The 12,921-nt window shown below is 73.1% G+C and carries 15 protein-coding genes; 9 read left to right on the forward strand and 6 right to left on the reverse strand.

Going from position 1 to position 12,921, the window contains the following annotated elements; genetic code table 11:
* Positions 1 to 66: 66 nt before the first annotated feature.
* Positions 67 to 246 (reverse strand): hypothetical protein, encoded by a 180-nt coding sequence (locus tag AB0I83_RS26065; RefSeq protein ID WP_356533599.1) that lies wholly within the window; start codon positions 244 to 246, stop codon positions 67 to 69.
* A 282-nt stretch (positions 247 to 528) separates the two neighbouring features.
* Here AB0I83_RS26065 and AB0I83_RS26070 point away from each other — a divergent pair, with 282 nt between their 5' ends.
* The 5 genes from AB0I83_RS26070 (at position 529) to AB0I83_RS26090 (ending at position 4,873) form a co-directional block, all read left to right on the forward strand.
* Complete coding sequence (locus tag AB0I83_RS26070) at positions 529 to 1,782, forward strand: NYN domain-containing protein (protein WP_356533776.1); 1,254 nt, start codon at positions 529 to 531, stop codon at positions 1,780 to 1,782.
* Positions 1,783 to 1,905: 123 nt separating this feature from the next.
* A complete protein-coding gene (locus AB0I83_RS26075) occupies positions 1,906 to 2,889 on the forward strand; it encodes an ABC transporter ATP-binding protein (RefSeq protein ID WP_363306351.1) in 984 nt (327 codons plus the stop codon).
* Between the two features lie 55 nt (positions 2,890 to 2,944).
* Complete coding sequence (locus AB0I83_RS26080; RefSeq protein ID WP_363306338.1) at positions 2,945 to 3,793, forward strand: ABC transporter permease; 849 nt, start codon at positions 2,945 to 2,947, stop codon at positions 3,791 to 3,793.
* Between the two features lie 34 nt (positions 3,794 to 3,827).
* Positions 3,828 to 4,565 (forward strand): ABC transporter permease, encoded by a 738-nt coding sequence (locus tag AB0I83_RS26085; RefSeq protein ID WP_363306339.1) that lies wholly within the window; start codon positions 3,828 to 3,830, stop codon positions 4,563 to 4,565.
* A gap of 110 nt (positions 4,566 to 4,675) precedes the next feature.
* The gene (locus tag AB0I83_RS26090) at positions 4,676 to 4,873 is read left to right on the forward strand and encodes a hypothetical protein (protein WP_363306352.1); all 198 of its coding nucleotides are present in this window, start codon (positions 4,676 to 4,678) and stop codon (positions 4,871 to 4,873) included.
* A gap of 29 nt (positions 4,874 to 4,902) precedes the next feature.
* Here the strand turns inward: AB0I83_RS26090 and AB0I83_RS26095 are convergent, their stop codons facing one another.
* From AB0I83_RS26095 to AB0I83_RS26115, 5 genes are all read right to left on the reverse strand, one after another.
* The gene (locus AB0I83_RS26095; RefSeq protein WP_363306340.1) at positions 4,903 to 5,295 is read right to left on the reverse strand and encodes a TraR/DksA C4-type zinc finger protein; all 393 of its coding nucleotides are present in this window, start codon (positions 5,293 to 5,295) and stop codon (positions 4,903 to 4,905) included.
* 78 nt (positions 5,296 to 5,373) lie between these two features.
* Positions 5,374 to 5,874, reverse strand: coding sequence for a Cys-tRNA(Pro) deacylase (gene ybaK / locus AB0I83_RS26100; protein ID WP_356533607.1), 501 nt, complete (start codon positions 5,872 to 5,874; stop codon positions 5,374 to 5,376).
* Between the two features lie 17 nt (positions 5,875 to 5,891).
* Positions 5,892 to 6,668: an LON peptidase substrate-binding domain-containing protein gene (locus AB0I83_RS26105; RefSeq protein WP_356533609.1), complete on the reverse strand. Its 777-nt coding sequence runs from the start codon at positions 6,666 to 6,668 to the stop codon at positions 5,892 to 5,894.
* An 11-nt stretch (positions 6,669 to 6,679) separates the two neighbouring features.
* The gene (locus tag AB0I83_RS26110) at positions 6,680 to 7,714 is read right to left on the reverse strand and encodes a hypothetical protein (RefSeq protein ID WP_356533779.1); all 1,035 of its coding nucleotides are present in this window, start codon (positions 7,712 to 7,714) and stop codon (positions 6,680 to 6,682) included.
* Positions 7,715 to 7,946: 232 nt separating this feature from the next.
* The gene (locus tag AB0I83_RS26115) at positions 7,947 to 9,548 is read right to left on the reverse strand and encodes an oxidoreductase (RefSeq protein ID WP_363306341.1); all 1,602 of its coding nucleotides are present in this window, start codon (positions 9,546 to 9,548) and stop codon (positions 7,947 to 7,949) included.
* Between the two features lie 160 nt (positions 9,549 to 9,708).
* On the opposite strand from AB0I83_RS26115, the gene hisD reads away from it, so the two are divergent.
* Genes hisD through AB0I83_RS26135 form a run of 4 tightly spaced genes read left to right on the forward strand, consistent with a single transcriptional unit; the run spans position 9,709 to position 12,918 of the window.
* Positions 9,709 to 11,031 (forward strand): histidinol dehydrogenase, encoded by a 1,323-nt coding sequence (gene hisD, locus AB0I83_RS26120; RefSeq protein ID WP_356533612.1) that lies wholly within the window; start codon positions 9,709 to 9,711, stop codon positions 11,029 to 11,031.
* Positions 11,028 to 12,155, forward strand: a complete 1,128-nt coding sequence (locus AB0I83_RS26125) for a histidinol-phosphate transaminase (RefSeq protein WP_363306342.1) — start codon at positions 11,028 to 11,030, stop codon at positions 12,153 to 12,155. The genes hisD and AB0I83_RS26125 overlap by 4 nt, the downstream gene beginning before the upstream one ends.
* Positions 12,152 to 12,754 carry an imidazoleglycerol-phosphate dehydratase HisB gene (gene hisB, locus AB0I83_RS26130; protein WP_356533616.1) on the forward strand — a complete coding sequence of 201 codons (603 nt, stop codon included), beginning with the start codon at positions 12,152 to 12,154 and terminating at the stop codon, positions 12,752 to 12,754. The genes AB0I83_RS26125 and hisB overlap by 4 nt, the downstream gene beginning before the upstream one ends.
* Positions 12,751 to 12,918: a hypothetical protein gene (locus AB0I83_RS26135; protein WP_356533618.1), complete on the forward strand. Its 168-nt coding sequence runs from the start codon at positions 12,751 to 12,753 to the stop codon at positions 12,916 to 12,918. Before hisB ends, AB0I83_RS26135 begins: the two co-directional genes overlap by 4 nt.
* Positions 12,919 to 12,921: the final 3 nt, after the last annotated feature.

Consider the following 12,921-nt stretch of genomic DNA (forward strand, 5'->3'; position numbering starts at 1 on the left):
CACCCGCGAGAGGGGCGCCCCGCCATCGGCGGGGCGCCCCTCTCGGCCTGTCGGCCACGCGGACCGTCAGTTGTGGCCGAAGCGCTTCTGGTGCTTGCGGGCAACGTCGGAGGGGCTGCCCTGAGCCTGCGACTGCGGCTGGGTCTGCGACTCGTACGCCGTCGACTTGGCCTCCTCCGAGCCGCGCTCGGCGGCGGAAGCGCGGTCGTGCTGGCTGCCCTGCTTGCGGTTCTTGTTCTTCGCCATGGTGCTGATGCCTCCTGTGAGGGAGAGGGCTCCGGGGGGTCCAGAGCCGCTGTCAGACTCACATAGCACCTTATAAGCCGCATGTTGGATCATTACCCAGCGTAGTAGGGGAGGTATCATGCGCGGTTTTCCGGATCCGCCACGCCGATGATCGAGTTCCGGACCTCAACCCCCTCGCCGTCGGGCAGACTCGAAGGAAACCCTGAGTGAGCGAACCCCGGGTAAGCGGACCCACCCCCCATGTCCGGGCCCGCTGATCCGCTCACGAATTCCTGGAAGAGGGTGGAACGCGTGGACCGTTGCGTCGTCCTGGTGGACGCCGGCTACTTGCTCGGCGCAGCCGCGAGCCTGCTGGCCGGAGAGCCCGCCCGTTCCCGCATCACCGTGGACCACGCGGCGCTGATCCAGGGCCTGCGCGAGCGCGCCGAGGCCGACACGGAACAGCCGCTGCTGCGCATCTACTGGTTCGACGGCGCCCCCGACCGCGTACCGCAGCCCGAACACCGCCGGCTGCGGGTCATGCCCCGGGTGACCGTTCGACTGGGCGCCCTCACCCGTAGTGACGGCCGGTGGGCGCAGAAGGGCGTCGACGCCGCCATGCACGCGGAGCTCACCGAACTGGCCAGAAACCGTGCCTGCTCCGACGTGGTGCTCGTGACCGGGGACGGGGACCTGCTGCCGGGGCTGATGTCCGCCAAGGAACACGGCGTGGCCGTCCACCTCTGGGCCGTGCAGGCTGCGGACGGCGACTACAACCAGTCCGAGGACCTGGTCGCCGAGGCCGACGAACGCCGGGTGCTCGACCGGGCCTGGATCACCAAGGCCGTACGCGCCAAGGAGACCGGCGGAGTCTGCGCGCCGCCCCCGGTCCCGCGCCCCGAGATCGCGGCGATCCTCTCCGCCCCCCTGCCCGAGGCCGCGCTCGCCGCGTCGGCCGAGCGCGCGTCGGAGGCCCGGGCCGCCGTGGCCGGCACCGGCGCACCGGCCGACGAGGCCGCGTCCCACACGCAGTCCGCGCCCGGCCACAAGGGCGTACCCACCCCCAAGGACCTGGCGAGCCTGCGCGCCCCCGGTGCCCAGGCGGCGCAGCACCCCGCGCCGCACCCCGTCGCCAACGCGACCCTGCGCTGGTCGTCCGACAAGGGGTGGGTGGAGCGCGGAGGCCCCCTCGGCGAGCCCGCGGAGACCGCGTCGCTGCCCACCCTGGCCCAGCTCACCAGCGCCGAGCAGCGCTGGGCGGACCGGGAGGAGGACATCACCACCGTCGGCGGCGACCCCTTCGAGGTCGGCCAGGTCTTCGCCCGGCGCTGGATGGAACGGCTGGCTGAGACGGTCCACCTGCAGAAGCTGTCCACCATGTACCCCCGCATCCCGCACCGCATCGACGGGGAACTGCTGAGGTACGCGGCGCGCTTCGGCCTGCTCGCGCACAAGGACGACCAGATCGACGAGCACGACCGCTACGCCATCAGGGCGGGGTTCTGGCGCGAGGTCGACGTACGGGCCGCGGCCGAACACGCTCCCGCGGGGGACTGACCCCGGCCGCGAAAGGGCGGCGCCGCCCGGCCCCGGGCGTCAAACGGGGCATCCGACCCCGTAGTCTCGTTCCTCGTGAGTACGGGCACAGGACAGGCTTCGGGCACGGCACAGGCACAGACCGTGTGCGCGGTGCGTGATCTGGTCAAGACCTACCCGGCCGTACGCGGCCGGCGCGGCCGGGCCGCCACCCCCGAGGTGCGGGCGACCGACGGGGTCGGCCTCGACGTCCGGCGCGGTGAGATCTTCGGCCTGCTCGGACCCAACGGCGCGGGCAAGTCGACGCTCGTGCGCCAGCTCACCGGACTGATGCGACCCGACTCCGGGAGCGTCGAGGTGCTGGGGCACGACCTCGTGCGCCACCCCGAGCGGGCCTCCCGGCTCATCGGCTACCTCGGCCAGGAGTCCACCGCCCTCGACGAACTGACCGTGTCGCTCGCCGCCGAGACCACCGGGCGGCTCAGGGGCATGCCGGTGCGTAAGGCGCGGGCCGCGCGCGACGACGTGCTGGAGGAACTGGGTCTCACCGGGCTCGCCGCACGTCCGCTGAACAAGCTGTCCGGCGGCCAGCGGCGGCTCGCCTGCTTCGCCGCGGCCTTGGTCGGCGAGCGACCCGTCCTGGTGCTCGACGAACCGACGACCGGGATGGACCCGGTGGCCCGGCGCGCCGTCTGGTCCGCCGTCGACCGGCGTCGCGCGGAGAACGGCGCGACGGTGCTGCTCGTCACCCACAACGTGATCGAGGCGGAGACGGTCCTGGACCGGGTCGCCGTCCTGGAGCGCGGCAAGGTCATCGCGTGCGACACCCCGGCCGGGCTCAAGGAGCGGGTGGCCGGCGAGGTCAGGGTCGAGCTGGTGTGGCGCGAGCGGGCACCCCTGGACGTCCCGGAGGTCGCGGCACTGCGCGCGTCCGCACAGGAGTCGGGGCGCCGGTGGGTGCTGCGGCTCGGACCCGACGAGGCACGTGCGGCGGTGGCTGCGGTGACCGGCGGGGCGGCCTTCTCGTCGCTCGACGACTTCACACTGGCCACGCCCAGCCTGGAGGACGTCTATCTGGCGCTCGGCGGCGACGCGGCCAGGGCCACCGAGGGACTGGTGAAGGCGTGAGCATGGCGGAGTACGTGTCGGGACACGAGTCGGAGTGGAACGGGAGCAGCACCAGGTGACGAGCATCGTTCCCACCGAGTCCGCGAAGACGACGGGACCGAGGGCGCGGACCGCGGCGGTACGGCCGAGCCGGCCCGCCCGTACCGCGCCCGCCCCCCTCGCGCCACGGGCCCGGCTCCTGCCGTCGCTGGCCGCCGTGTACCGGGCGCAGCTTTCGCGGGCGCGGGTCGCGCGGATCCCGTTGCTGTTCGTCGCGACCTTCCAGTCCATCGGGATCATGGTGCTGATGCGCGGGGTCGTGGACGGCGGCGCCGAGGCACGTGCCGTGGTCGCCGGCTCCAGCGTGCTGGTCGTGGCCTTCGTCGCGCTGAACCTGCTCGCCCAGTACTTCGGCCGGCTCCGGGCCGACGGCGGGCTGGACCACTACGCCACCCTGCCGGTGCCGCCCGCCGCGGTGGTGCTGGGGGCGGCGGGCGCGTACGCCTCGTTCACCGTGCCCGGCACCATCGTCACGGCGGTGGCGGGAAGCGCGCTGTTCGGACTGCCCATGACGCATCTGTGGGTACTCGTCGCGGTCATCCCGCTCTCGGGGGCCGCGCTCTCCGGGCTGGGCGCCGCGCTCGGTCTGCTGGCGCCGAGACAGGAGCTGGCGACGCTGCTCGGGCAGCTGGGCATGTCCGCCGCGCTGCTGCTGGGGGTGCTGCCGGCCGAGCGGCTGCCCGGCCCCGTCGGGTGGGCGCGCGACCTGCTGCCCTCGACGTACGGCGTCGAGGCGCTGTCGCGCTCCTTCGACGCGCATCCCGACTGGGCGGTCGTCGGGCTCGACCTCGCGGTCTGTGCGGCGGTGGGCGTGCTGTCGCTCGCCGTGGCCACATGGGCGTACCGCCGGGCGGCGGTCCGGTGAGGCGGGACGCCGGGCGGCCTGGCACGATGGCACCGTGACCGCACCGTTGACTCCGCCTCACCAGCCCCAGCCCCACGACCCCTGGCAGGACCCGCCGTCCGGGTCGCACGCCGTGCCGGGCGGAGAACAGCCGGAGACGGACGACCGGCGGGCGGAACTGCGGCAGGGCGCCGTGATCGCCGTACTGCTGACGGTCGCGGGAGCAGTGCTCGGGCTCCTCTGGCTGCTGCTTGCGCCCCGGGTGCCGCTGGTCTCCGACGAGACGGCCGTGTTCCTCAAGAACAGCGAGGGCGAACAGGCCATCGGGGCCGACGGCACGTTCGTACTGCTCGCACTGGCCTTCGGCCTGGTGTCCGCGACCGCCGTCTTCCTCTACCGCAGGCGCGGGGGTATCCCGCTGGTGGTGGGACTCGCCCTCGGAGGGCTCCTCGGCTCCCTGCTGGCGTGGGGGATCGGCACGTGGTTCGGGCCGACCTCGGACGTGGTCGCCCACGCCAAGGAGGTGGGCAAGGGGGTCACCTTCGACGCGCCGCTCGAACTGCACGCGGTGGGAGCGGCGATGCTCGCCTGGCCCATCGCCGCGATGATCGTGCACCTGGGACTCACCGCGCTGTTCGGGCCGAGGGACCCCGAGCCGGAGTGGGGTGTCCCGTACGGGGCGCCCGATGCTGCGGCCCCTTCGGCCTCCGAGCCCGGAGCGGCCTTCGGGCCGGGTCCGGAAGGTCCCGCCGGGAACGGCAAGGCGCGGGGGGAGTGGCCGGAGCGCTCGTAGTCCGGGCCCGTACGGCGCGGCGCGCGGTCCGCGCCACGCCGCTCCGGCGAGACCGGGGCGACCGGGGTCCCAGGAGCGTTTCCGCACCCTGGTCAAGGGCAGGTGACCAGGTGAGCACCTACGAGAGGACCGACATGGGCGCCGGAGAGAAGACCAAGGCCAGGACCGAGCAGATCGTCGGGAAGGCCGTACGCAAGGTAGCCCACGCGGCCGGCAGGGACACCACCGCCGCCAAGGGCGCGGCGCTCGAGGCCCGTGGCAAGGGCAGGGCCGCCAAGGAGAAGTCGAAGGACACCCTCAGGCCCTGACCCCGAGCCGCCGACGGGCACCGCACGGGTCAACGGGGGGTGCGGGCGGCGGCGCACCGCACACAGGTCGTCGCTGCCGGGCGCACCTCCAGGCGGCCGGGCGGGATCGGCTCACCGCACCCTTCGCAGCAGCCGTAGGCGCCTCGCTCCAGTCGCTCCAGCGCCCGGCCCACCTCGTCCAGGTGGACCAGGGCCTGAGCGAGCAGCGAGGCGACGTGGGCCCGCTCGAACGCGGTGCTCGCGCCCTCGGGGTCGTGCTCGTCGTCGACCGCGACCAGTGCGTTGGCCTCGACGATCCCCTCGAAATCGCCGCGCAGGGCGGTGATCCGGGCATCCGTGTCGCGGCGCTCCGCCTCCAGCCGCTCGCGGACGGAGGCGCGGTCGTCCCGTCCGGCTCGCTCAGGTCTGGAAAACGGGTTCACCTGTGCGACAACGGTCCCGCCCGGAACCGCATTCCGCGTGGGACCTCCGCGCGCCGCCCCGCCCGCGGACGGCCTCCGTCACGCCCGGCCGACCGGGGCCAGGACGGCGTCCGTCAGGGCCGCCAGGTCCGAAGGGGACAGTTCGACCTCCAGGCCCCGGCGGCCCGCCGAGACGCAGATCGTGGCATGCGATCCCGCCGACGCGTCCAGCACCGTGCGCAGCCGCTTGCGCTGGCCCAGCGGGGAGATGCCGCCACGCACGTAGCCTGTGGTGCGCTCCGCCGCCGCGGGGTCCGCCATGGCCGCCCGTTTACCGCCCACCGCCGACGCCAGGGCCTTCAGGTCCAGGGATCCGGCGACCGGGACGACGGCGACGACCAGTTCGCCGTCCACGTCGGCCAGCAGGGTCTTGAACACCCGGTCGGGCGGCACCCCCAGCGCCTCGGCCGCCTCCTCGCCGTACGACGGCGCGGACGGGTCGTGGTCGTAGGAGTGGACCGTGAACGCGGTACCGGCCGACGTCAGGGCGACCGTGGCCGGGGTTCCGCCGGACTGCTGCTTCCTGGGCTTCTTCGCCACCGGACTCGTCCTCGGGCTCAGTTGGGGTGTGTCGGGGCGCGGGTCAGCTCGGTGGCCGGCAGCGACGGCAGGTGCCGGATGACGGCGGTCTCCTTGCGCAGCAGCGCCAGCTCCTCGCGCAACCTGGTCGCGGTGTCCGGGGCCTGGAGCAGCCGCTGCTTCGAGGGGATGTCAAGGACCGCGGCGGCCGCCACCAGGTACGAGACCACCGACGGATCGTCCGGCAGGTCGGCACCGGTCGTCAGGGAGCGCTCGCTGGCTCCGGCGAGCCGCTTCTGGTAGCTGCGGAAGGCCCGCAGGACCCCCTCGGAGAGGGCTCCGGCCTCGTCCGACGGCCCGTCGTCGGCCTCGCCGTCCCCCGGATCCTCGGGCAGCTCCTCGACCTCGGCCGTCAGGAACGGGCCGCTCGCGTCGACGGAGAGCAGCCTGACCCGTGTGGTGCCGGTGGCGAGGACCTCGTAGCTGCCGTCGGCGCGCTCCCGGATCTTCGCCGCGTCGGCGACGCAGCCGACCCGGTGGAAGCTCTGGACCGGATCGGGTCCGAAGCCGTCGGCCGGCGCCCGCTCCGCGGGTGGCGCGGCGGAGACCGTGTCCGGCATCCCGGTGGCCGTCGGTGCGGTCTCGCGGCCGTCGCGGATCGCGACCACCACGAAGCGGCGCGGTTCGTCCTCGTCGATCTCGAGCAGCTCGCGCATCATGGCGCGATACCGCTCCTCGAAGACGTTGAGGGGCAGCACGAGGCCGGGGAACAGCACCGCGTTCAGCGGGAACAGTGGCAGGCGAGCGGTGGTCACAACGGGCAAGCCTAATGGCCGCGGCGCCCGCTGTGCTCCGGCCTCACCCGCCAGGGCGTGGAAGAGGCGACGCGGAGCCGGGTGTCGGCCCGTGCGTCCAGGAATCCGCCGAGCGCCTCGCCGGTCACGGAGGCCCACGGGAACGACGTGGCGTACGGCCCGATCAGGCGGAACTGATCCAGCGCGTCGTCCGCGCGGCCCCCCGCGACCAGGACGTACGCGAGGAGGTTGCGGACCTCGGCCGACCAGGGGTCACCGGCGGGGAACCCGGCGGAGAGCGCGATCGCCCGGTCGGCGGCGGCGTCGACCCGGTCCCGCTGCACGGGGGTGGCCCGCCCGGCGGCCTTCTCGTCCCGCAGCAGCGCGAACGCCGCCCGTACGGGGAGCGCCTGCACCAGGGAGTCGGCGGCGGCGTCGTCGGCCGCCCGCTCCGCGAAGTCGAAGCACTCCCGGTGCGAGCCGTACCAGGCGGCCGAGAGGTACCTGAGGGCGGCGACGTGGCTGCCGTAGTGGTGCGGGCAGCGGCGCACGGCCTGTTCCCACAGCGACTCGAAGACCGTGTGCGGTGCGTGGGTGCCACGCGCGTGGTCCAGTGCGAGCCGCCACGGCACGGGGTCCCTGGGGTCGGCCTCGGCGGCGGCCGTGATCAGCGGGCCGACCTCGCGCAGCAGTTCGGCGTGGGCGGGGGACGCCCAGGCGCGGCGCACCGCCAGTTCGGCCTTGACGAGCAGGGCGTCCGGGTCGCGCGGGGAGGCGGCCAGCCATTCGGTGAGCCAGCCGTCGCGGTTGCGGGCGAAGGCCGTGAGCCGGACCAGGCAGCGGTCGCGGGTCTCCCAGTCGGCGGCGTCCCGGGTGGTGGCGAGGAGCTTGGCCGCGGGTTCGAAGTCCCCCAGGGCAGCGGAGACCAGTGCCGGGGAGAGCCTTTCGTCAGGGGCGTCGAGCAGCACCGCGTCGTCCGCCGGGAGCCCGGCAGTGAGCCCGGGGCCGTACCGGAGCGCGTGCGTGGAACTCAGCAGTGCACGAAGGAATGCCATGGTGCAGACCATTGAAAAACGCAGGTGGAGGCGGCGCCAGAGGGGCACTGTGAAGCTTCTGTGGTGAGTGGAAGGGTTGCCCCGAGAAGAGTCAAGAAAAGGCAAAGGAAACGTTCCGGTTCGGCTCATTTCCGACGGTCCGGCGATGGCGCACCGCCCGTCCTGCCGGGCCTCGACAGACCTTTCGACCGCCGTGGCCGCAGGGATCCGGCGAGTCGGGCGAGTCCTCGGGGGGCCTCGCCGGTCACCCGCGCCGCAGCAGCCTGGAGGCTCCCGCGGCCACCGTCGTGGCCAATATCCACCCCAGCAGCACGAGCGCCGCCGCCGTCCACTGCCAACCGCCCCTCATCATCCAGTAGCCGTCCTGCCCGAGGTTGATCACCGGGACCAGCAGGTCCAGCGCGTAGAGCGCCGGATTCCACTGCGGATGCTCGCCGCCCTTGATCGACTCCGGGTCGTACTGGGAGAAGGCGATCGCGCCCCCGGCCCACAGCACCGCCATCCACACCAGGGCGCGGCCCGGGCGGTAGCCGTACGCCACCGTCCAGTCCTGCAGGTAGCCCCAGATCCGGCCCGCCGCCGGCAGCGTCTCGCGCCTGCGCCGCTGTTTGGCCAGCAGGACCTCGCGGGCGTCGGCGTCCTCGCCGCAGCTGCGCAGCACCGTCGCGAGGCGCTCGTAAGGCTCCGGTACGTACTCCGGTGTCGCGGCCAGCACCCACTCCAGGCGCCGGGAGAGCGGGAAGTGGCCGTACGGGACGAGGTTCTCGTAGACGAAACCGCCCATCGCCAGGCCGCCGGGGCCCGGCCAGCTGGTCGACACGTCGATCAGCGTCACGACCTTCGCGCCGTTCAGCACGACCCGCCCCTCGCGGGGGCGCTCCGCGTTGAAGCGCAGCTCCGGTGTGACGATGCGGCGCAGTGACAGCTCCTCCCGCCCGGCGAGGACGAACCGGGCCTTGTGCAGGTCCACCGCGTCCCCGAACCGGCCGTCGTCCAGGCGCACCGCGCCCCGGCACTCGAAGGGCTGGGCCCGCGTCCCGCGCGCGGGACCGCCGCCGCGTGCGATGCCGAACGGCGGGGTGGTGCCCTGGTTGCCCGTCTCGATGCTGACCCAGGCCTCGGTCATGTAGAGCGTGCGCTCCACGCTGAGCTGCGGGGCGTTCAGCGCCCGCCGCCCGTCCGAGGCGCGCAGCCGGCTGCCGCGCAGGCTCAGCGAACCGCCGACCTTCGCCCCGCGCAGGCTCAGTTCGCCCCGCGTGTCGATCATCTCCGCCTGGAGGTCCTGCGCCACCGACATGCCGTCGCCGACGAAGGCGCGGCCCCGCCGGTCGGGGCCGGCGAAGAGCTGGTTGATCAGCAGGTCCGTGCCGATCTGCGCGTCGGTCAGCCGGATGCCGCGCGCGATGCGGCAGCGCGGCAGGTGCAGGTCGCCCTCCGTGTGCAGCCGTGCGGCGTCCAGCCGCGGCACCGCGCAGCCCACCATCCGCAGTGTCGTGAAATGGCACTCGGGGAGCACCACCTCCTGTTCGAAACGGCAGCCCGTCAGCTCCACGTAGGGTGCGACGCGCCCACCGGCCAGGTCCAGCTTCCCCGTGATGCGGACGCCCCGGAGCTTCAGGGCGGCCACCCGTCCCGGTCGCGCGGCCGGCCCGCTCAGCAGCAGCCGGGCCACCGTCCTCGCCCCGACGCTCCGTTCGGGCCCCCAGACGTGCGGTGCGAACGGATCGTCGCGCACCGGGTCGTGGGAGCGCAGATCGTAGGTCGTACCGTTCCGGAAGGACTGCCACATGCCCAGCTCCGCGGCGCTCAGTCCGTCCGGGATCTCTCCGTCGTGCGGCTCGGTCACTGCCCCACCTCCGCCCGCGCGGTCCTTCCCGCGCTTCGTACAACCGTTCTTCCCGCTGTGTGACGACGTGAACGCTAACGGTCAGCAGTGACAGCCGGGACATGTATCAGCCAGTGATACGGGCGACCGGAGGCCGGAACCGGTCTGAGAGAATTGCGGTGTGATCTCTCGAATCGATCTGCGCGGTACCGCCCTCCCCGAGGGCGGCGCCCTGCGCGACCTGCTGCCCCGTGCCGAGTTCGACGTGGAAGCCGCCCTGGAGACGGTGCGGCCCATCTGCGAGGACGTACGCCATCGTGGCTCCGCGGCAGTGATCGAGTGGGGGGAGAAACTCGACGGCGTGCGGATCGCCGGGATCCGGGTCCCCGCCGCCGCGATCACCGAGGCGCTGGAGCGGCTCGACCCCGCCGTGCGGGCGGCCCTGGAGGAGTCGGTGCGCCGCGCCCGCCTCGTCCACCGCGAGCAGCGCCGCACCACGCACACCACCCAGGTCGTACCCGGCGGCACCGTCACCGAGAAGTGGGTGCCGGTCGAGCGCGTCGGGCTCTACGTGCCGGGCGGGCGTTCGGTCTACCCGTCGTCGGTCGTGATGAACGTGGTCCCCGCGCAGGAGGCGGGCGTCGAGGGCATCGCCGTCGCGTCCCCGCCGCAGAAGGAGTTCGGCGGACTGCCGCACCCCACGATCCTCGCCGCCTGCGCCCTGCTCGGCGTCGACGAGGTGTACGCCGCCGGCGGCGCCCAGGCCGTCGCCATGTTCGCGTACGGCACCGAGGACTGCCTGCCCGTCGACCTCGTCACCGGGCCCGGCAACATCTACGTCGCCGCCGCCAAGCGCCTCCTCAAGGGCCGCATCGGCATCGACGCCGAGGCCGGCCCCACCGAGATCGCGATCCTGGCCGACGCGAGCGCCGACCCGGTGCACGTCGCCGCCGACCTGATCAGCCAGGCCGAGCACGACCCGATGGCCGCCGCCGTCCTCGTCACCGACTCCGAGGAGCTGGCCGCCGCCACCGAGGCCGAGCTGGGGCCGCAGGTCGCCGCGACCAAGCACGTCACCGACCGGATCGAGCCCGCGCTGGCCGGCCGCCAGTCCGCGATCGTCCTCGTCGACGACCTGGAGGACGGCCTCAAGGTCGTCGACGCGTACGCCGCCGAGCACCTGGAGATCCAGACGGAGAACGCCGCCGCCGTCGCCGACCGGGTCCGCAACGCCGGAGCCGTCTTCGTCGGCCCCTTCTCGCCCGTCTCCCTCGGCGACTACTGCGCCGGCTCCAACCACGTCCTGCCCACCGGCGGCTGCGCCTGCCACTCCTCGGGCCTGTCCGTGCAGTCCTTCCTGCGCGGCATCCACATCGTCGACTACACCCGCGACGCGCTCGCCGAGGTCACCCACCACGTGGTGACCCTCGCCGAGGCGGAGGACCTCCCCGCCCACGGCGCCGCGCTCAAGGCCAGGTTCGGCTGGAAGGTTCCGCAGGCGTGACGAACAGCAGCACCACCGGTAACCCCTGGGACGCGCTCCCGATCCGCGACGAGCTGCGCGGCCAGTCCCCGTACGGGGCGCCCCAGCTCGACGTACCCGTCCGGCTGAACACCAACGAGAACCCCTACCCGCTGCCCGACGCGCTCGTCGACCGCATCGCCGAGCGCGTCCGCGAGGCCGCCCGCCACCTCAACCGCTACCCGGACCGTGACGCCGTGGAGCTCCGCACCGAGCTCGCGCGCTACCTCACCCGCACCGCCGGGCACCAGGTCACCGCTGCCGAGGTCTGGGCGGCCAACGGCTCCAACGAGGTCCTCCAGCAGCTGCTGCAGACCTTCGGCGGCCCCGGGCGCACCGCGATCGGCTTCGAGCCCTCGTACTCCATGCACGCCCTCATCGCCCGCGGCACCGGCACCGGCTGGATCTCCGGGCCGCGCAACGACGACTTCACCATCGATGTCGAGGCCGCGAAGAAGGCGATCGCGGAGCACCGGCCCGAGGTCGTCTTCATCACCTCGCCCAACAACCCCACCGGCACCGCCGTGGACGCGGACACCGTCGTCGCGCTGTACGACGCGGCCCAGGCCGCCCAGCCCTCGATGGTCGTCGTCGACGAGGCGTACGGCGAGTTCAGCCACCACCCCTCGCTGCTCCCGCTGATCGAGGGCCGCCCCCACCTGGTGCTCTCGCGGACCATGTCCAAGGCGTTCGGCGCCGCGGGCCTGCGCCTCGGCTACCTCGCGGCGGCCCCCGCCGTCGTGGACGCCGTCCAGCTGGTGCGGCTGCCCTACCACCTGTCCTCCGTCACCCAGGCCACCGCGCTCGCCGCCCTGGAGCACACCGATACGCTCCTCGGGTACGTCGCGCAGCTCAAGAGCGAGCGGGACCGGCTGGTCGGCAGCCTGCGGGAGCTCGGCTTCGCCGTCACCGACTCGGACGCCAACTTCGTCCAGTTCGGCCGCTTCGCCGACAGCCACGCCGCGTGGCAGGAGATCCTCGACCGGGGCGTCCTGGTACGGGACAACGGCGTACCGGGGTGGCTGCGGGTCTCCGCGGGAACCCCGGCAGAGAACGACGCGTTCCTCGATGCGGTGCGCGAACTGAAGAAGGAGCACGACGCATGACTCGCGAGGCCCGCGTAGGAAGAGTTGAGCGGACCACCAAGGAAACCTCCGTGCTCGTCGAGATCAACCTCGACGGCACCGGCAAGGTCGACGTGTCGACAGGGGTCGGCTTCTACGACCACATGCTCGACCAGCTCGGCCGGCACGGGCTCTTCGACCTCACGGTCAAGACCGAGGGCGACCTGCACATCGACTCGCACCACACCATCGAGGACACCGCCCTCGCGCTCGGCGCCGCCTTCAAGCAGGCACTCGGCGACAAGGTCGGCATCTACCGCTTCGGCAACTGCACCGTCCCGCTGGACGAGTCGCTCGCCCAGGTCACCGTCGACCTCTCCGGCCGCCCCTACCTGGTGCACACCGAGCCGGAGAAGATGGCGCCGATGATCGGCGAGTACGACACGACGATGACCAGGCACATCCTGGAGTCCTTCGTCGCCCAGGCGCAGATCGCCCTGCACGTCCACGTCCCGTACGGCCGCAACGCCCACCACATCGTGGAGTGCCAGTTCAAGGCACTGGCCCGCGCCCTGCGGTACGCCGCCGAGCACGACCCGCGCGCCGCCGGCATCCTGCCCTCCACGAAGGGGGCCCTGTGACCGGCCTCAACACCGTTCTCATCGTCGTCGGCCTCTTCCTGGCCGGCGGCGTCTACTCCTTCTGGAAGCAGGACATGCCCAAGGGCGTCGTCGTGCTGCTCGGAATCGGCTCCGTGATGTGCCTGGTGGCGGGCGTCATGCGGATCCAGGGACTCTGGGGCTGAGGA

The organism is Streptomyces sp. NPDC049970 (assembly GCF_040660235.1).
GTDB lineage: Bacteria > Actinomycetota > Actinomycetes > Streptomycetales > Streptomycetaceae > Streptomyces.